The sequence below is a fragment of the Mesorhizobium sp. DxT genome (genome assembly GCF_058448885.1).
The window spans coordinates 299328-316858 of sequence record NZ_JBZFLJ010000003.1; the positions used below are offsets into that span (position 1 = coordinate 299328).

Consider the following 17531-nt stretch of genomic DNA (forward strand, 5'->3'; position numbering starts at 1 on the left):
CACGAAATGAAGTCAAATACCAAGAATGGGAAGAATCATAACATGACGTTATAGTTCGGCAGCATTGACCCTGGACGTCCCGGCGCTCGGTGCATCGGCATAGAGCGCTGCGTACCAAAGGCGTGAAACCGTCGACGCCACCATGTCGGGATCGTCTGCAAACTCCACCAGCGGCGGATTCGTGCGGCCGTAGATCTTGAGCAGCAGTTCGTCGACCATGCTGATCAGGCAGTAGGTACGCAACCGCAGCTCCGGCAAATCATCATCGTCGATCTGCACACTCCTGCGCAGCCGCCGGATCATGCGCTCCGACATGCCCCGGTCCGCAAGCCGGCCGACCTGGGCAATCATCTCGTCCTCATCCTTGAGATGAAAATGGCAGCGCATCAGTCCGACATTCTGCCGGAAACAGTAGACGTAATGGCGGTTGCCGATCTCGATGGCTTCGAGGTCCGAGGCCTCTCGCGGGACGGGTGGCCGTGAGGTGCGGATGAAGTCGAAATAGTCGGCAAGCGTCTTGGCGATGACCTCGCGTTTCCCGGCGAAGTAGCGGTAGAAGGTTCCGTGCGCCAGCTTTGCCTGCTCGGCGATCATGTCGACAGAGACGGAGTGATAGGCCTTGGTGCGCAGCAATGTCGCCGTCGCAATCTCGATCTGCAACTCGGTTCTGACCGTTTTCCTGTCGTTGCGAGCGTTCGCAAGCTTCTGCTCGAGAAACTCGACGTAGTCGTGCATGGCCTTTCGCCTCTTCAGTTGTCTGACCAGCCATAGCAACGCCGACGCCCGTTCGCAAAGCCGCTTGACAAAAAATGACAATGCCGTCACTTTTTGAATTGAGGGATGGAGAGACCGATCTGACCATGGCAACCAAAGGTTCATCGATCGAGTTCAGAAGCGTGCGGAAGACCTACGGGAGCTTCGTCGCGCTCGAGGATTTCTCGATGACTGTGGCGCCCGGCGAGTTCATGACGCTGCTGGGCCCCAGCGGCTCCGGCAAGACCACGGCACTCAACTGCCTCGCCGGTTTCATCGACATCGGCGATGGCGACATCCTCATCGACGGCGTCTCGATCGCCCGTGTGCCGACGGAGAAGCGCGGCATCGGCATGGTCTTCCAGAACTACTCGCTGTTCCCGCACCGTTCGGTCATGGGCAATGTCGCCTTCCCGCTCGAAATGCGCGGCATGGCGCGCGACGAGGTCAGGCGGCGTTCGCTGGCGGCGCTGGAGATGGTGCGCCTCGATGGGCTCGCGGATCGGATGCCCCACGAACTTTCCGGCGGTCAGAAGCAACGCGTGGCCTTTGCGCGCGCGGTGGTGTTCGAGCCAAGCGTGTTGCTGATGGACGAGCCGCTCGGCGCGCTCGACCTCAAGCTGCGCGAGACCCTGCAATTGGAGATCAAGCAGTACCAGCGCCAGATCGGCTGCACCGTGATCTACGTAACCCACGATCAGGGCGAGGCGCTGACGCTTTCCGACCGCCTGGCCGTCATGGACAAGGGCGTCATCCAGCAGCTCGGAACACCACAGGAGCTCTACGACCAGCCCGCATCGCGCTTCGTTGCTTCCTTCATCGGCTCCAACAACATCCTCAAGGTTTTCCGCTCGGAGGGCTCGACCGTGAGCATCGAGGGACTGGGCGCGATCGAGATGACCGGCCGCGAGCCGCCGAGCCGCGGCTACGTCGCGCTGCGGCCCGAGCACATCAGGCGTACGCCGAACGGGCGGGCAGCCGCGACGCTGGAGCAGGCGGTCTTCTTCGGAAATGCCATCCGCTACGTGCTGCGCGGGACGGACGAGAAGGAAATCTCGTTCACCGAACCGCGCAGCGGCGCGGTCGACGTACCGGCACCTGGTACCGAGGTCCGTTTCGATTTCGACGACAGTAGCCTGACTTATCTCCCGGCCTGAGCCGGGGACGCATGGGGAACTCAACAAAGCTTCAAAGGAGCGTCACATGGTGAATCTGACGAGACGTGCATTTGGTATCGGCGCAGCTTCCGTAGCGCTGGGGGCGTTGAGCGCGCGCATGGCCGCCGCTCAGGACGTGACGATTGTGGTCAACGGTTCGGGCGGCTCGCTGGCCGAGGTGCTGAAGAAACTCTTCGAGGATCCGTTCACCGAGCAGACCGGCATCAAGGTGCGCGCGACCGCGCCCGTCTCCCTGCCGAAGCTCAAGGCGATGGTGGAGTCCGGCAATGTCGAATGGGACCTCACCGAATTGAACGGCGATGACGTCGTGCTTGCGACGAAGGAAGGATGGCTCGAAGAGATCGACTATTCGATCGTCGATCCCGAGAACGAGCTTCCCGAGATGGCCAAGCTGCCCACCGCCATGGTGCGCGCATCCTACTCGACCGTTCTTGGGTTCCGGACCGACCGCTTCCCCGAAGACAAGCAGCCGAAGACGTGGGCGGATTTCTGGGACGTTGAGAACTTCCCCGGACCACGCTCGCTCGAGAACTCACCCAAGTGCAATCTCGAATTCGCGCTTCTCGCCGACGGTGTTCCGCTCGACAAACTCTACCCGCTCGATGTCGACCGGGCTTTTGCAAAGCTGGACGAGATCAAGGACCACATCCCGGTCTGGTGGGACAATGGTGCCCAGCATGTCCAGCTCCTCGTCGATGGCGAGGTCAATATGACGTCCTGCTGGAACGGCCGCATCACGCCGCTCAAGAGCGAGGGCCGCCCGGTCGAAATAAGCTGGGCCGGCGGCGCATTGCTGCTTTCCTACCTCGGCATCCCCAAGGGAGCCAAGCACCCCACGGAAGCGATGCAGTTCATGAAATTCCGCATGGACCCCGTCGCCTCCGCCGAATTCGTGAAGGTCATGCCGTATCCGGGTTTCGTGCCGGGCATGATGGAGCTGCTGGAGCCGGAATTCGTGGCAACGCTGCCGACCGCGCCTGAAAACGCCGAGCAGCAGTTCGCGTTCAATTCGAGCTGGTGGGCCGAAAACCTCGAAGAGGTCCAGAACCGCTGGAACGAATGGCTTCTGATCTAGACGGCGTCCTCCCAAGATGACCATGAGAAGGCCGATCATACTTTTGCTGCTTGCACCGGCTGTGCTGCTGGTCGGCCTTCTTTTCGTGGCGCCGCTGGTCGGCGTGATGAGCCTTACCGTCCATGACGGCATCGGGTTTACGGCTGACCCGATCCGCGAATTGCTGGATTCGCGTGTGGCTCTGGTTGTGCTCGAGCGCACCTTCATGCTGGCGGCGTCGGTGACGGCGATCTGCCTGCTGCTCGGCTATCCGGCCGCCTACTTCATGAGCAGCCTGCGGCCCCGGGTGCGCGCCTATCTGACCTACCTGATCCTGCTGCCCTTCTGGGTCAGCATCCTCATCCGCACCTACACCTGGATCGTGATCCTGGGGCGCGAGGGCATTGTCAACACCGGCCTTGGGGCACTTGGCCTGGCGCCGGTCCAAATCCTCTACACCAATGTCGCCGTGCACATCGGCATGGTCCAAATCCTGTTGCCGATCGTCATCATCACCTGCCTGGCGTCCATGCTCGACATCGACAAGGACCTGATGAAGGCGGCCCGCTCGCTGGGCGCCTCGCCTGCGCAGTCGTTCTGGAAGGTGTTCTTTCCGCTCAGCGTCAGCGGCGCCGCGACCGGCGGCCTGATCTGCTTCATCCTGTCGCTGGGCTTCTTCGTGACGCCGGCCCTGCTTGGCGGTCGGCGCAGCATCATCATCGCCAACCTGATCGACCTTCAGGTGCATCAGACACTCAACTGGGGTTTTGCGGCAGTGCTCGCGACCGCCCTGCTGGCGATCACGCTCGCCTGCCTCGGCGTGTTCTGGCTGCTCATGCGCCGGCGGGTGGAATTCAGCGGCGCGGGGCTGGGTCGATGAAACGACTGCTGGCCGTCTATTTCTTTCTTCTGGTCGGGTTCCTCATCCTGCCCCTGATCTTTCTCGTGCCGATCTCGCTGTCGGCCAGCCAGTTTCTGGAGTTTCCGCCCACCTCGCTGTCGCTGCGTTGGTACGCGGCCTTCTTCGAGGACCCGACCTGGGTCGGCGCGGCGATCCTCAGCTTCCGCGTCGGCATCGGCGCGACCGCCCTCAGCCTCGTCGTCGGCACGCTTGCCTCGATTGCGCTGGTGCGCGGCAACTTTCCCGGCAAGAGCGCGCTGACGGCGATCTTCATAGCGCCCTTGATCCTGCCGACAGTCGTTCTGGCGCTCGCGCTCTATATCGTGTTCCTGCGCTGGCAGCTCGTGGACAATGTCTTCGCACTCACCTTGGCGCATGCGATCGTGGCGCTGCCCTATGTCGTCATGATCGTCTCGGCGAGCCTGCGCCGCTTCGACACCACCATTGAGCGCGCCGCCCGCGTGCTGGGCGCCGGGCCGATCAAGGCATTCATGCTGGTTACGCTGCCTTATCTGGTTCCGTCGATGTTCGCGGCAGGCATTCTCGCCTTCTTCGCGTCCTTCGACGAGCTGATCATCACGCTCTTCGTTTCGGGCGGTGCGCAGACGCTGCCGGTCCGCATCTGGAACGATCTCGGCCTGAAGCTCGACCCGACGGTGCCTGCCGTCGCCGTGATGCTGACCATGCTCAGCATCGTCGGCATGGGCATCGGCGAAGTCATCCGCCGCCGCAACGAACAACGCTATCAATCCGCAACACCTCCCGAGGCCTGACATGACTGCAACCGCGCCCGCCCCCGGCAGCGACTGGGCAACCCTTTCCGGCGACGTCGAAAGGCTGGTCGCCGAGATCGAGGCAACCAGACTGCCGCCGAACATCTGGTCGCTTGTCGACGGTGCGGTCGCAGCCAATGGCGAAAAGCCGATGTGGACCTTCTTCGAGGAAAGCGAGGGCGGCACCGCGACCTATGACGAAGTCAGGGCACGGGTAGAGCGCACCGCGGCTGCCCTCTACGAGGCTGGCGTTCGCAAGGGAACCCACGTCGCCGTCATGCTCCCGAACATGCCGCAATTCCCTGCCACATGGCTGGCGATTGCCCGGCTTGGTGCCGTGATGGTGCCGGTAAACATCAACTATACCGGCCGCGAGCTGCACTATGTGCTGACCGATTCGGATGCGACCTTTCTGGTTATCCATGGCGACTGCCTCAAGGCCTACGAGGCCCTTGGCAGCGACGCGCCTCTTGCGCCGGAAAACCTCCTCGTGGTGGACGGCGATGCCGGTTCGGGACGCTCGCTCGCAAGCCTTCAGCACGAGGCGCCGGCGCTGCCGGCAGACCTGCCCCAGCCGGCGATCGATGACCTCGTCAACATCCAGTACACCTCAGGCACGACGGGCTTTCCCAAAGGCTGCATGCTCACCCATCGCTACTGGCTCACGCTGTCGCTCGTGGCCGGCATGCGCGGCGGGGCGGACGAGCAGGCGACCAACATCCTTGTGGCCCAGCCCTATTTCTACATGGACCCGCAATGGCTGACGCTGATGGCGATGCGCGCCGGCGGCCAGATATTCGTTGCCCGCCGCGCAAGCTCGTCCCGCTTCATGGACTGGGTCCGCAAATACGAGATCCACTACTGCCTGTTTCCCGAGATCGTCTACCAGCAGCCGCCCGATCCGCTGGACGGGCAGAACAGCCTCAAGCGGGTATCGATCTTCGGCTTCGACCGGGAGCGCCATGCCGATCTCGAGCGGCGCTTCAACACCATTGCGCGTGAATCCTTCGGCATGACGGAGGTCGGCTCCGCGCTGTTCCTGCCGCGCGAGGCGACCCACATGGTCGGTTCGGGATCGTGCGGGCGGCCGTCGCCGTTTCGCGAGGCCAAGATCGTCGACGAGCACGGCGAGGAGGTGCCCGCCGGCACGGTCGGCGAACTGTGCATCCGCGGTCCCGGCATCATGCAGGGCTACTACAAGAAGCCGGAAGCAAACGCATCGTCTTATTTCGGCGACTGGTTCCGCACCGGCGACCTCTTCTGGAAGGACGAGCAGGGCTTCCACTATATCGTCGGCCGTCTCAAGGACATGATCCGCCGTAGCGGCGAGAACATTGCCGCCCGCGAGGTTGAGGCGGTGCTGCGCGAGCATCCCGCCATCCTCGAAGCCGCCGCCGTCGGCGTGAAGGACACGGCGCGCGGCGAGGAGGTGAAAGCCTATATCGTGCTGCGGCCTGGCAAGTCACCGGATGACGCGCCGCCCGCCGCGATCTTCGAACACTGCGCCACGAGGCTCGCCGCGTTCAAGATTCCGCGCTTCATCGAGTACCGGGACGCGCTGCCCAAGACCCCATCCGAGAAAATCGCCAAGCAGAAGCTGGTGGCGGAGAAGGCCGACCTCAGGTCGGGCAGCTTCGACCGCGTTGCCGGCGCCTGGCTCTGAACCACGAGAGGTTACCGAATGCCGATAGAATACGAACGCAAGGGCAAGATCGGATATTTCACCATCCGCAACGGAAGCGTGAACCCGATGACGCCGGCCATGCACAAGCAGCTCTACGGCCACATGCTTGAGTTCCTGGCGGACGACAATGTGCATGTGGGTATCATGCAGGGGGCCGGCGACCGGGCCTTTTCCGCCGGCGATGACATCAAGACGCCCTACGCCAAGTTCGACACACCGATGGCCGAGCTGGAATATTACCTGGCGCCGAAGCATCGCATGGAAACCAAGGAGCCGGATACGTTCAGCTGGTCGCGCGACGTGCTCGCGCTCGATCGTTTCAAGCCGATCATCGCGGCCGTGCGCGGCTACTGTTTCGGTCAGGGCATGATCTATCTAAGCCACCTGACCGATATTCGCGTGGCCTCCGAGGACGCAAAATTCGGTTTCCCGGAAATCGCTTATGGCATGGGCGGCGCCGGCGGTTCGACGCGTCTGTCGCGTTTCATTCCACATACCGTGGCTATGGAGATGTTGCTGACCGGCGATCCGCTGGATGCGCAACAGGCGCTACGCGCCAACCTCGTCAACGCGGTGGTGCCGGCCGATCAGGTGCTTGCCAAAGCGGAAGCTTACGCCGAACGCATCGCACGCCACCCGCTCGTTGCACTGCGCGTCGAGATGGAAGCTTCGCTGCGCGGCATGGACATGTCGCGTCAGGGCGCGCTCGACCATGCCAAGAACCTCTACCGGATGCAGCGTCTGGCCTATGGCGGCGAGGAGCGGGTGAAGGAATTTCTCTACAAGCAGGATTAGCCGGCTTGCCGGTACCATCTGAGCGCCGCGGCGAAAGGTTTCGCCGCGGCCTCTGGGCGCAAAAGGCTCAACCGGCGTGCTTGCGTACCACGCCGTAAACGATGTTGCGGTTGGTGCCGTAGAAAACCTCCGCATCGACGGTGTTCTTGTCCACGGACCCGTTGATGATGTCCCACATGTCGTCGGCCGAGCGCAGGATCAGCGGCCAGTCCATGAAGGTCTCCATGTAACCGTCTGTCGTGATCTCGTCGCTGAAATTGGCGAACAGGAACTCGCCGCCCGGCTTCACGAACTCCATCGCGCGCTGCATCAGCCGGATACCGACCGCACGCGGCAGATAGTCGTACAGACCGGACGCATAGACGAGATCGAACGTGCCGAGATTGTAGGCGCGGCGCAGGATGCCCTTGACCGACCCGTCGATTGCCTCCACCGCCGTGCCCGCCAGGTCGCGGTTGACGATACCGACGCTGATGGGGTCCTGATCGAGCCCCACCCAGCGCTTCAGCTTCTTCTGCGCCAGCGCGCTCGACAGTTCTGCTTCGCGAAGATGTCCGCAGGCGATCGCAAGAACCTCCGCGTTCTCGACGCGTTCGGCGGTTGCATCCACCGTTCGCGCAAGGATGTCACGCCGCTCGCGACCTGCGGCCGAACTCGCCGCTTCGCTGGTGTAGGCGTAGATTTCTCGCCCAAGCTCGGTGGAGGAGGCGACGATCTCATCCGCGCTCGGATGCTTGTAATAGATGTCGAGCAGGCTGGCGTCGCCCGAATAGCCGCGCGGTTTGTCGAAAGACCAGCGGGTAAAGGGGTCCTGTTTGAGGAATGCGGAGACGGGATGTTCCTGCGCCAGCGGGATGAGCTGCTGCCAGACGGCGGGGCTTACCTGGTTTCGCAATTCGTGCAGGCGGCCGGCCAGACGATCGACGATCGTTGCCGCAGGCTCCCCTGCCTCGAAGCCTTGACGCGCCAGATCGAGCATCAGCGCAAGCTGCGCGGTCTTTTCTCCTACAACTGCGGCATCGGCGACATCCGCCGCTGGCGCGTGCTTCTTGATGAGCTGGGAGGTGATGAGACTCTGCTCATCAAGCTTCAATTCGGAGCCTTGCGCCACGGTAATCCCCTTCAATGCTACCAAATGGAGTATAGACGGATTGGCCACGATGCGAAACAATTTCATCAATTTTGTTTAAAAGCTTATGGTTTAGCATCCACTGGCCGACGGCTCCGGTGTGTGGTTCTTAACCCTTCATTAGCGTAACTTGATGTTTTCGGTTGGTGGGCCGGGCGCGCGGACGGGGGAATTAAGACATCCCCAGCAACTGCGCTGTTATTGGAAGCGATTGTTGCGAAGGAAGGTGCATGCAACTATCCGCCGATATCGCCCGAAAGGTCGTTGAAGCGCGGTCGCGCCCACGTTCGAGCTTGGCTGACCCCAAGCTGATGAATTTGCTGTTGCAGCGCAATGCCGGTGAAAACCGGCATATCGTGCGCTGGGGCATGTGGGCTGCTGTGCTCAGCTACATGGCCTACGGTGTGTTCGACTGGTTTCTGTTTCCCGACATCGCCGCCAGACTGGTGATCGCCCGCACTGCCGTTGGGGTCATATTCCTCGCAGCGATCGAGATGGGTGTCCGGCGTGGTATATCGCTCGCAGGACTCCACCTGATTGCGGCTTCGGCCATCGTGACCGGCGCTGTTGCGTGGCTGCTCCTCGCGCTTGGTACCGCGCATCAGGAGGCTTTGTCCTACTTCATCGTCTTCGGCATCGTCTTCGTGCTTGGCGCCAATCTGTTCTTCAACTTCCGTTTCATGCTGTCGGCGATCTCCTCGACGATCATCGCGGTGGTTTTTGTCGCGGCGACACTGTTCGTCCTGCAGTCCGACCTTGCTTCGCGCATCGTGGTCGCCGCTCTGTTCGTAAACTGTCTCGTTTTCTCCTTGTATCTGTCGTGGCGTCTCGGGGTTGAGAGGTACTGGACTTTCCTTGAGGCCTTACAGGCTAAGACCCAGGAACAGGCGGCGATCGAAAAAGGCCAGGAACTGGTCGAAATCGCCAATACTGACCCTCTGACCGGATTGAGGAACCGCCGCGCGATCGCGCGCGACTTCCTGGAGCTTTACCGAGAATGGTCGAGGGAGAACTATGAGATCGGCATCATCCTCGTCGATGTGGATCACTTCAAGCGGTTCAACGATCGGCTTGGCCACCAGGCCGGCGACGATTGCCTGATCCGACTGGCCCAGGCCTTCGTGGAGACGGCCGAAGCCAACGATGCGATCGTCGGACGCTATGGCGGCGAGGAGTTCATCGTGCTTTGCCGCGTTGTCGACACGACACGTCTGCGTGAGGTCGCGCAGGAATTTTGCCGCGCGGTCGAGCAGTTGCGCATCTATCACCCGGACCGTGGAGACGGCATCGGCATCGTGACCATCAGCGCCGGCGCATCGCTGACATCCACCGAAAATGGTGCCGAGTTCCGGGCGATCCTGCAGGAGGCCGACCGCGCCCTCTACGTCTCGAAATTCGCCGGCCGGGCACGGGTGACGATCTACGATCCGCGCACTGTGGGTGTCGACCGCTCAAGCGAGAACCTGACGGATCTGTTGAAGCACGCCGTTGAAAGGCAGCTTATCTCCGTGGTTTACCAGCCGATATTCGAGCTCGATACCGGCCGGTTGCTCGGACACGAAACGCTCATGCGGCTGCGCGAGGTCGACGGGCGCGCGATCAGTCCCGATGTCTTCATCCCTGCGGCCGAGCAGAGCGGCGCGATCGTCGATCTGGGTATGTGGGTCATCGATCAGGCCTGCGCCGACATGGCGCGGTCCGGGCTCGGCACCGTGATTGCGGCGAACATCTCTGCCGTTCAGCTCAAGGCCCCGAATTTTTCCCTGCGTGTCGCGGAAATTCTGAACAGGCATGGCCTCGCGCCGCATCAGCTTGCCCTCGAGGTCACCGAGAGGATCGATCTCATTCCCGAGCCGCAGGTCTCTCGCAACCTCGACCACCTCCAGAACCTCGGCGTGCAGATGTGGCTCGATGATTTCGGAACCGGCTATGCCGGGATCGGCTGGCTGCGCCGATTTGAATTCGACATCGTCAAGATCGACCGCAGCTTCCTCAACGAATGCCAGACGGCGCAAGGTGTCCGCATGCTGCATGGCATGGTCAGCCTGTTGCGCAGCCTCGGTCGCACCGTGCTTGTCGAAGGCGTCGAAACCGAAGAGCAGAAGCAGTTGCTCAGGCGACTCGGCGTCGATCTGGTTCAGGGGTATCTGATGGGTCGGCCCGAACCAATCAGCGAGGTTCTGCGCGGCCGGCGCAATCTTGTCGCCTAGCGGCAAGCACCGACCTCCCTATATCCCGGCAATTTCCTCGATGCGTTCCAGGCCACCGGCCTGTTCGGCGAAGAGCGTCCATATCTCCCGCGCGGGCGCTTCCCACGCCGGCCGATCCGCAATCGTATGAAAGTGGGCGCCGGCTGCCTTCGTGACGTCCATGGACCTGCGCTCGTCCTGCCGCATCAGCGCGTTGAAATGTTCCGCGCCTGCCTCGGCGGCCCGTTGGAGTACGTCCCGCCTTTGCGGGTCGAGTTCCTGCCAGAAACTGTCGGCGAAAATCACCGCGCCGACCGCCCTGATATGGCCGGTCAGCGTCACGTGTGGCGCGACCTCGTTCAGGCGGAAGCCGGCATAGGCCGAGATCGTCAGGTCCATCGCATCGACATGCCCGGTCGATAGAGCGTTGTAGGTCTCGGTGATCGGAAGTGCGATCGGCAGCGCGCCGAAGCGTTGCCATAATTCCGCGTGCAGGCGGCTCTGGATGACGCGGATACGTTTGCCATTCATCGCGCCCGGCTCCAGCAGTGGCCGGGGCACCAGCAGATGCCGCGCGCCATAGTCGATAAAGGCCGGTGCGATCAGGCCCTCCCGCTGGAGTTGTTCCTTCAGCCGACCTGCCGTGGCGCTCCGCAGCGCCGCAGCAAGATGCGCGTCGTCGCGAAACAGGAACGGCAGATCGAACAGGATGCATTCCGGCACCCAGGCCGTCAGGTTCGACAAGGTCGAAAGGCTTGCCTGGATCGACCCCAGCCGCATGCCTTCCACGATCTCCTTCTCACCGCCAAGCGCGGCGTTGGGGACGATGTTGAAGGTGAATGCCCCGGGCATCTCGGCTTCGACCAGATCGCGGATGTGGTTCCAGACCAGCGTTTCCGGTTTGTCGTCGCCGAGCAGCGACGCCACCACCAGCGGTGTCTGGGCTGCGGCGCGTCCGGTGACGGCCGGCAGGGCAAGCGTGGCGGAAAAGCCTGCGAGTAGCGAACGGCGCGTGATAGTCATCATGGGCTCCCTGAACTAGAAGAAATACGCCTGAGCCGCGATGCCGAGGCTCATGGTCAGCAATGCGCCGGCCAGCGCCGCGAGATAGGGCGGCATGGCCGCGAATATTCCGGCTGAAGGGTGACCGGTGGTAGCGCCGACGACCTGAACGAGGATCCCGACAGGTGGTGTCAGCCCGCCGATCATCAGGTTGACCACGAGCAGGACGCCGAAGGCGACCGGGTCGATGCCGGCCGCGATCGCCACCGGCAGCAGGATGGGTCCCAACAGCAGGATCGCCGCGCCGATGTCGAGCACGAGCCCTGCCGCGAGCAAAAGCAGGTTGGCGGTTGCCACAACGATGAAGGGGTTCTCACCAAGCGCAAGAACCAGACGGGCCGCGCCCGCGGCCACCCCATCCGTTGCCAGGAGAAACGCAAGCGGTGTTGCCGCGCCGATGAGCAGGATGATGCCTGCCGTCTCGACCCCCGCCTGTCGGAAAGCGGACGCCATTGCGCCCCAGCCAGTCTTTGAGGCAATCGCGGCTGCAAGCGTGTAGGCGGCAGCAAGGGCCGCCGCTTCCGTCGGACTGACGATGCCGAAACGTATGCCGATGACAACGATGAGTCCCAGCCCGAAAAAGGGTGCAGCGCGTGCCGCAAGCAGCCATATGGAGCCGCGCTCGTCGTTTGGTGACGGTGCCTGAGGGGACGAGGAAAGGTGAATGGCTGCGGCGAGTGCCACGGCCAGCATCGCGCCGGCGACGAGCCCACCTGAAAGCAGTGGTCCGACGGGAAGGTTCGTCGCGGCCGCCAGGATGAAGAAGGCGATCGACGGCGGCACGATATTGTCGAGCACGGCCGTGGCGGCAATGATCGCGCATGCGCAGTCCGGCCGGTAGCCTCGCTCGACCATCGGCCGGAAGAAGGTCTTGGCGCTGAACGCTGCGTTGGCGATGGACGAGCCGGAGGCGCCTGAGAAGGTGAGGCTCGTCAGAAGCACGGTCTGCCCGAGACCCGCGCGCCGTCCGCCCACCAGCGCGGCTGCAAACCGCACAAGTCCGTCCGCCATGCGCGAGCCGACAAGCAGCGCCCCGGCCAGCAGGAAGAACGGTATCGCCAGCAGCAGCGACCGGCCCGCGCCCGACAGGATCTGCGCCGCAAGCGCAGGCTCGGTCAGCGGGCTCGCGAAGGCAATCGCCACGAACCCGGCGAGAATGAAGATATGCGGCAGTGGCGCGGCGACCAAAATTCCTGCCAGGATCACAAACAACGCAGCCAGGCTCGGCGGCATGACCGCAAGCGTCAGGCCTGAGGTAACACCTGCCCAGCCGAGCACCGCGAGTGCAGCGGAGATAATGAACCGGCGAAGTTCGCCGCGATGAAGCAGTTGCAGGCATCGCAGGATGATTGCGACCGCCCCGGATACGGCAAGCCCGGCCGGCCTTGTCCATTCCGCCAATCCGAGCAGCGGGGACGTGCCGCCAAGCTGAAGCGCGGCCTGCCACCCGGCCGACACGAGCACAAGCGACGCCAAAAGCACGATCGTCTCCGAGAGCACCTGCCTCACGCTCTCGAACGCAGGCGATGGGGCGAAGAAGTCGACCCGTAATGCGGAGGCATGCCCGGCAACGGGCGGAAATCCGAGGCACACAAGCAACAGCAGCAACCAGCCGCTTGCCTCTTCCGCTCCCAGGAAGCCGCTCGACAGCAGATAGCGCTGGAATACCGTGACCAACACGAGGGCAAGCATCGCAAGCAGGACGAGTCCGCAGACAGCTGCCAGCCCACGCTCCAGAAACCGTGCGATGGCCGCCGCCTGCTTCATCGGGTCTCCCACCAATGGTGGAAATGATGCACCGGCCCGTTCCCGCGACCGACATGCAGCCGATCGGACGCCTGCAAGGCCTTTTGCAGATAGGCCTTTGCCTGTTCCACCGCACCTTCGAGCGTCAGTCCGCTAGCAAGCCCCGCTGCGATCGCCGCCGACAGGGTGCAGCCCGTGCCGTGCGTGTTGGGCGTCTTTACGCGTGGCGCCGCATAACGCGTCGTTCCCTTGTTGGTGACGAGAATATCGACGCTCTCCGCGCCGTTGCCGTGCCCACCCTTGACCAGCACCGCCCCGGCTCCGCTTTTCAGGATCGTCTCGGCCTGCGCGGTCATATCGCGCTCGTTTTCGGCGATGCCGGTGTCTGCCAGCAACGCGGCCTCGGGCAGGTTGGGCGTCACGAGGGCCGCGATAGGCAGCAACTGGTCCCGCAACGCTCCCACCGCGTCGGCCGCCAGCAGCCGGTCGCCGGAGGTCGCAACCATCACCGGGTCGAGCACCGGCCGCACCGCGCGCTGGCTCAGCCGTTCGGCGATCACTGCGATGGTTGCCACGCGCGAGACCATGCCGATCTTGGTGGCGCCGACCGCGATGTCGTCAAAGATCGCGTCGATCTGGTGCCCGACCATCTCCGGCGAGATGTCCTCCACCGCGCGCACGCCGAGCGTGTTCTGCGCGGTGATGGCGGTGACGACGCTGGTGCCGAACACGCCGAGCGCGGAAAAGGTCTTGAGATCGGCCTGGATCCCCGCTCCGCCGCCGCTGTCCGATCCGGCGATGGTCAGCGCAATCGCATTCATGAGCTTTGCCCTCCCAAGGTATCGTCCACTGCCGCGCGCAGCGCTCGCGCGGCCTGCGCGATGTCGGCGGCGCGAAAGATTGCGGAGATGACCGCGACCCCGGATGCACCGGCGGCGACGGCTTCACGGGTGCGTTCCACGTCGATCCCCGCGATCGCACCGACGGGCAGGTCGGCGCGTGCCGCGGCAATCTTCCGCCGCAGGGTCGTAAAGCCGTCGAGACCGACAGGCGGGTCCGGATTGTCCTTCGACAGCGTCTCAAACACGCCGCCGATGCAGGCATAGTCGATGGGCGCGTCGATGGCGGCATCGGCATCGGTTGCATTCTTCACGGTCAGCCCGATGATCGCATTCGTGCCGAGAAGCTGCCGCGCGGTCGCCGCCGGCATGTCGTCCCGGCCGAGATGAACGCCGTGCGCTCCGGCAGCCATCGCAACGTCAAGCCTGTCGTTGACGACGAGCGGTACGCCGCTGCCGGCTATGGCCTCGCGGATCGCGATAGCGTTCTCGATCATCGCCCGGGTCGAGGCATGCTTGTCGCGATACTGGATGATCGTCGCGCCGTTTGATGCCGCGATGGCCGCAAGCTCCGGCAGCGGTCCGAGAGCGCAGAGTGACCCGTCGACGATCGCATTCAGCCTGTAATCAACTCTGGGCATGAGCCACCCTCGCGCGTGTCGTGATTTCTGCCGGACCGATCCCGTCGAGCGCATCGAGAAACGCCGGCTCGAAGCTGCCCGGCCCTTGGGCTGTCTTGCCAGCGATCTCCGCTGCGACGCCGACAACCAGCATCGCCGCCGCGGCTGCCTGAAACGCGTCCCGTTCGATTGCCAGGAATGCGGCGATGATCGCGCCCGACAGGCATCCCGTGCCCGTGACCTTCGCCGTCAGCGCATGGCCGTTTTCGATTGCAAGCGTCTGCTTGCCTTGCCTCACCAGATCGCTCGCGCCGGTACGGACGCTCACAACGGTGTCTGGCACCGACAGCAGGACGAACTCGCTCGCATTCGCCCGCATGACCGTGGGACCGCGTGCCAGAAGCTCCTGTGCGAATGCCGCGCGCGGGGGCGAATAATCGCAATGCGCAGGGTCGAGCACCCACGGCTTTGCCTTGTCGTGAGCCGTATCGAGCGCCAGCCGGATCGCCTGCCGGCGCTGCTCGTCCAGCGTGCCGAGATTGACCACAAGCGCGTCAGCCTTGGCGACGAAGCCGGATACCTCGTCGACGGAGGACGTCATCGACGGTATCGCGCCGAGCGCCGACAGCCCGTCCGCCACCAATTTCTGGACGACCGTGTTCATGAGGCAATGCACGCGTGGGGTGGCGCCGCGCAGGCGTTGCAGCATCTCGGCGGCTTGTTCGGGAAAATCGCTCATTGCAGTTCCACGGCGATCGCGTCGACAGTTGGCGCTGCCTCGATCAGTCCGCTTTCCACCATGAATGCGCCGAACCGCTGATAGCGGGTGCGGTCGAGCGCCATCGGCCGCTTGGCGAAACGCGGCAGCGTGTCGATCCACGCCTGCCGGTTGAGCGCATCGTCGAGGTCGGGGTAGGCGCGGATGAAGAGCTTCCAGCTCTCCTCAGGATGGTTGGTCAGGTGGATCGCGCCGCGCTCCACTGCCTGCAGGAAGCGCGGCAGCCGGTCGTCGTCGGCAAGGTCAGGCCGGGTAACGAAGATCAGCTCGTCATAGACCGGGACGCCGTGCTCCTCGGGAAAGAAGGCGCGGCCTTCATGGCCTTCGAGCTGCATCTGGGTGAGCTCGAAATTGCGAAATCCCCCGATGGTCGCGTCCACCTGCCCGCCGATCAGCGACGGCGACAGCGAGAAGTTGACGTTGATGAGCTCGACGTCTTCTAGCCCGACACCGGCGCTCTCCAGCATCCGTCCCAGCATCGCATCCTGAAAACCCGATACGGAGTAGCCGATGCGTTTGCCGGCGAGATCGGCGATGCTCTCGATCGGGCCGTCGGCCAGCACGGTCACGGTGTTCAGTGGCGTCTCGACCAGCGTCCCGACGCGGATGAGCGGAACACCGGCGGCATGATCCAGATAGAGGTTCGGCTGGTAGTGAATGCCGATGTCGGCCTGTCCAGACGCGACAGCGCGCGGCACGATGGAGGGATCGGAGGGCGGCAACAGCTCGACGTCGAGCCCCGCTTCCTCGAACAGACCAAGCTGCTGTGCAACGACAAGCGGAGCGTGGTCGGGATTGACGAACCACTCCAGCAATACGGTCAGGCGCTCCTGCGCTTGCGATTGTCCTATCGCGGCGAGGCTGAGGGCTATGGCCAGAAGGATGGGTCTTGTCATGGTGGTGTTGGCTCCTGAAGGTTCGGTCGTCATGCTTCCCTTGCCCACGGCACGAGAAGCGGCGCCAGCGCGTCGACCAGTCCGCGCAGGGCAAGGGTGAGGGCTGCGACGATGGTCATCGCGGCAAAGACGATGTCTGTCTGAAGCCGCGCATTGGCCTGGATCATCACGAAGCCGAGGCCGGCGGAGGCGCCGACCCATTCGCCGATGATCGCGCCCAGCGGCGCAAGCGGGGCCGCGACCCGCAGGCCGGAAATCAGTGCGGGCAAGGCGAGCGGCACCCGGATCTGGAACAGCGTTTCGAGGTTGCCGGCCTGCGTCAAAGCGGCGGCGTCGAGCACATCGGGGTCGGTGCGCCGCAGACCGTCGGCAAAGGCAGAGGCAACGGGAAAGAAGATGATCAGCGTGGTCATCGCGACCTTGGACGCCATGCCGAAGCCGAACCACAGCACCAGCAGCGGCGCGATCACGAAGACGGGGAAGGCCTGCGCCACCAGCACCAGCGGCCAGGCGACCGCGCCGAACCGGGGCAGCGCGACGATGCCCAACGCGGTGACGATGCCCAGGGCGGTGCCAGCCGCGAAGCCAATAGCGATCTCGGCCAGCGTCACGGCCGTGTTGGCAAGGAGATAGCTTCTCTGGCGCCATAGCGCCTCGGCGACGTCGAGCGGACCCGGCAGGATGTAGCGGGGCGGTTCGAGCACAAGCACAAGCGCCTGCCAGGCGACCAGCAGGACGACGACAGTGCGCAGAACCGTCGACAGTGGAGACATGAGCCTTCGCGCTCAGGTCGACGGATCAGGCGGACGTTCGAACAAGAATGGCTGCATGGCGATCTCCCGATGGTCATCATGGAGATCCAGGTGAAGCGAAGAAGAGATCAGGATTGCCCCGATTGGCGGGACCCTTTTTCCGTTCCTACGCCGGCATGACCCGGATCAGGTTCAAGGGTCCGGCTCAACGCCGTCTCAGCACCGTGCGGTGCACCCCTCGGAATGGCTGCAACCTATGCAAGGCCGCGGCGCTCGTCAACTCGGCCAGATGCGGCGTCCGAAGGGGCCAGAACTGAAAGAGCGGCGGCACCTTTCGATGCCGCCACTCCTCAGGCAGTCGATTTCGTTGTCTGTATAGGTC

16 protein-coding genes and 1 riboswitch are annotated in these 17531 nt (G+C 63.6%); of the genes, 7 read left to right on the plus strand and 9 right to left on the minus strand.

Annotated elements, in window-relative coordinates; translation table 11 throughout:
* Window positions 1–48 precede the first annotated feature (48 nt).
* On the minus strand, window positions 49–735 hold the full coding sequence (locus ACVJNE_RS08580; RefSeq protein ID WP_499564692.1) for a TetR/AcrR family transcriptional regulator: 687 nt from the start codon (window positions 733–735) through the stop codon (window positions 49–51).
* 125 nt (window positions 736–860) lie between these two features.
* Between ACVJNE_RS08580 and ACVJNE_RS08585 the strand changes: the two genes are divergently transcribed.
* The 6 genes from ACVJNE_RS08585 to ACVJNE_RS08610 are packed head-to-tail and all read left to right on the plus strand — an operon-like array spanning window position 861 to window position 7138.
* Entirely contained in the window at window positions 861–1910 is a 1050-nt protein-coding gene (locus ACVJNE_RS08585; RefSeq protein WP_499564694.1) for an ABC transporter ATP-binding protein, read from the plus strand.
* 46 nt (window positions 1911–1956) lie between these two features.
* Window positions 1957–3006, plus strand: a complete 1050-nt coding sequence (locus tag ACVJNE_RS08590; protein WP_499564696.1) for an ABC transporter substrate-binding protein — start codon at window positions 1957–1959, stop codon at window positions 3004–3006.
* 22 nt (window positions 3007–3028) lie between these two features.
* A complete protein-coding gene (locus ACVJNE_RS08595; RefSeq protein WP_499564698.1) occupies window positions 3029–3865 on the plus strand; it encodes an ABC transporter permease in 837 nt (278 codons plus the stop codon).
* Window positions 3862–4659, plus strand: coding sequence for an ABC transporter permease (locus ACVJNE_RS08600; RefSeq protein WP_499564700.1), 798 nt, complete (start codon window positions 3862–3864; stop codon window positions 4657–4659). Before ACVJNE_RS08595 ends, ACVJNE_RS08600 begins: the two co-directional genes overlap by 4 nt.
* A gap of 1 nt (window position 4660) precedes the next feature.
* The gene (locus ACVJNE_RS08605; protein WP_499564702.1) at window positions 4661–6322 is read left to right on the plus strand and encodes an AMP-binding protein; all 1662 of its coding nucleotides are present in this window, start codon (window positions 4661–4663) and stop codon (window positions 6320–6322) included.
* Between the two features lie 18 nt (window positions 6323–6340).
* Window positions 6341–7138 carry an enoyl-CoA hydratase/isomerase family protein gene (locus ACVJNE_RS08610; RefSeq protein WP_173188140.1) on the plus strand — a complete coding sequence of 266 codons (798 nt, stop codon included), beginning with the start codon at window positions 6341–6343 and terminating at the stop codon, window positions 7136–7138.
* A 67-nt stretch (window positions 7139–7205) separates the two neighbouring features.
* Here ACVJNE_RS08610 and ACVJNE_RS08615 read toward each other — a convergent pair whose 3' ends face one another.
* Window positions 7206–8249, minus strand: a complete 1044-nt coding sequence (locus ACVJNE_RS08615) for a class I SAM-dependent methyltransferase (RefSeq protein ID WP_499564704.1) — start codon at window positions 8247–8249, stop codon at window positions 7206–7208.
* Between the two features lie 248 nt (window positions 8250–8497).
* On the opposite strand from ACVJNE_RS08615, the gene ACVJNE_RS08620 reads away from it, so the two are divergent.
* Window positions 8498–10477 (plus strand): putative bifunctional diguanylate cyclase/phosphodiesterase, encoded by a 1980-nt coding sequence (locus tag ACVJNE_RS08620; protein WP_499564706.1) that lies wholly within the window; start codon window positions 8498–8500, stop codon window positions 10475–10477.
* Between the two features lie 18 nt (window positions 10478–10495).
* Here the strand turns inward: ACVJNE_RS08620 and ACVJNE_RS08625 are convergent, their stop codons facing one another.
* Genes ACVJNE_RS08625 through ACVJNE_RS08655 form a run of 7 tightly spaced genes read right to left on the minus strand, consistent with a single transcriptional unit; the run spans window position 10496 to window position 17170 of the window.
* Entirely contained in the window at window positions 10496–11482 is a 987-nt protein-coding gene (locus ACVJNE_RS08625) for a TRAP transporter substrate-binding protein (protein WP_499564708.1), read from the minus strand.
* 12 nt (window positions 11483–11494) lie between these two features.
* Window positions 11495–13285: a TRAP transporter large permease subunit gene (locus ACVJNE_RS08630; protein WP_499564710.1), complete on the minus strand. Its 1791-nt coding sequence runs from the start codon at window positions 13283–13285 to the stop codon at window positions 11495–11497.
* Window positions 13282–14085: a bifunctional hydroxymethylpyrimidine kinase/phosphomethylpyrimidine kinase gene (gene thiD, locus ACVJNE_RS08635; protein ID WP_499564712.1), complete on the minus strand. Its 804-nt coding sequence runs from the start codon at window positions 14083–14085 to the stop codon at window positions 13282–13284. The genes ACVJNE_RS08630 and thiD overlap by 4 nt, the downstream gene beginning before the upstream one ends.
* Window positions 14082–14744, minus strand: coding sequence for a thiamine phosphate synthase (gene thiE / locus ACVJNE_RS08640; protein ID WP_499564714.1), 663 nt, complete (start codon window positions 14742–14744; stop codon window positions 14082–14084). The genes thiD and thiE overlap by 4 nt, the downstream gene beginning before the upstream one ends.
* The gene (locus ACVJNE_RS08645; protein WP_499564716.1) at window positions 14731–15462 is read right to left on the minus strand and encodes a hydroxyethylthiazole kinase; all 732 of its coding nucleotides are present in this window, start codon (window positions 15460–15462) and stop codon (window positions 14731–14733) included. The genes thiE and ACVJNE_RS08645 overlap by 14 nt, the downstream gene beginning before the upstream one ends.
* Window positions 15459–16397 (minus strand): ABC transporter substrate-binding protein, encoded by a 939-nt coding sequence (locus ACVJNE_RS08650; RefSeq protein ID WP_499564718.1) that lies wholly within the window; start codon window positions 16395–16397, stop codon window positions 15459–15461. Before ACVJNE_RS08650 ends, ACVJNE_RS08645 begins: the two co-directional genes overlap by 4 nt.
* Window positions 16398–16426: 29 nt before the next feature.
* Window positions 16427–17170: an ABC transporter permease gene (locus ACVJNE_RS08655; RefSeq protein WP_499564720.1), complete on the minus strand. Its 744-nt coding sequence runs from the start codon at window positions 17168–17170 to the stop codon at window positions 16427–16429.
* A gap of 125 nt (window positions 17171–17295) precedes the next feature.
* A riboswitch (TPP riboswitch) is annotated at window positions 17296–17398 on the minus strand.
* Window positions 17399–17531 lie beyond the last annotated feature (133 nt).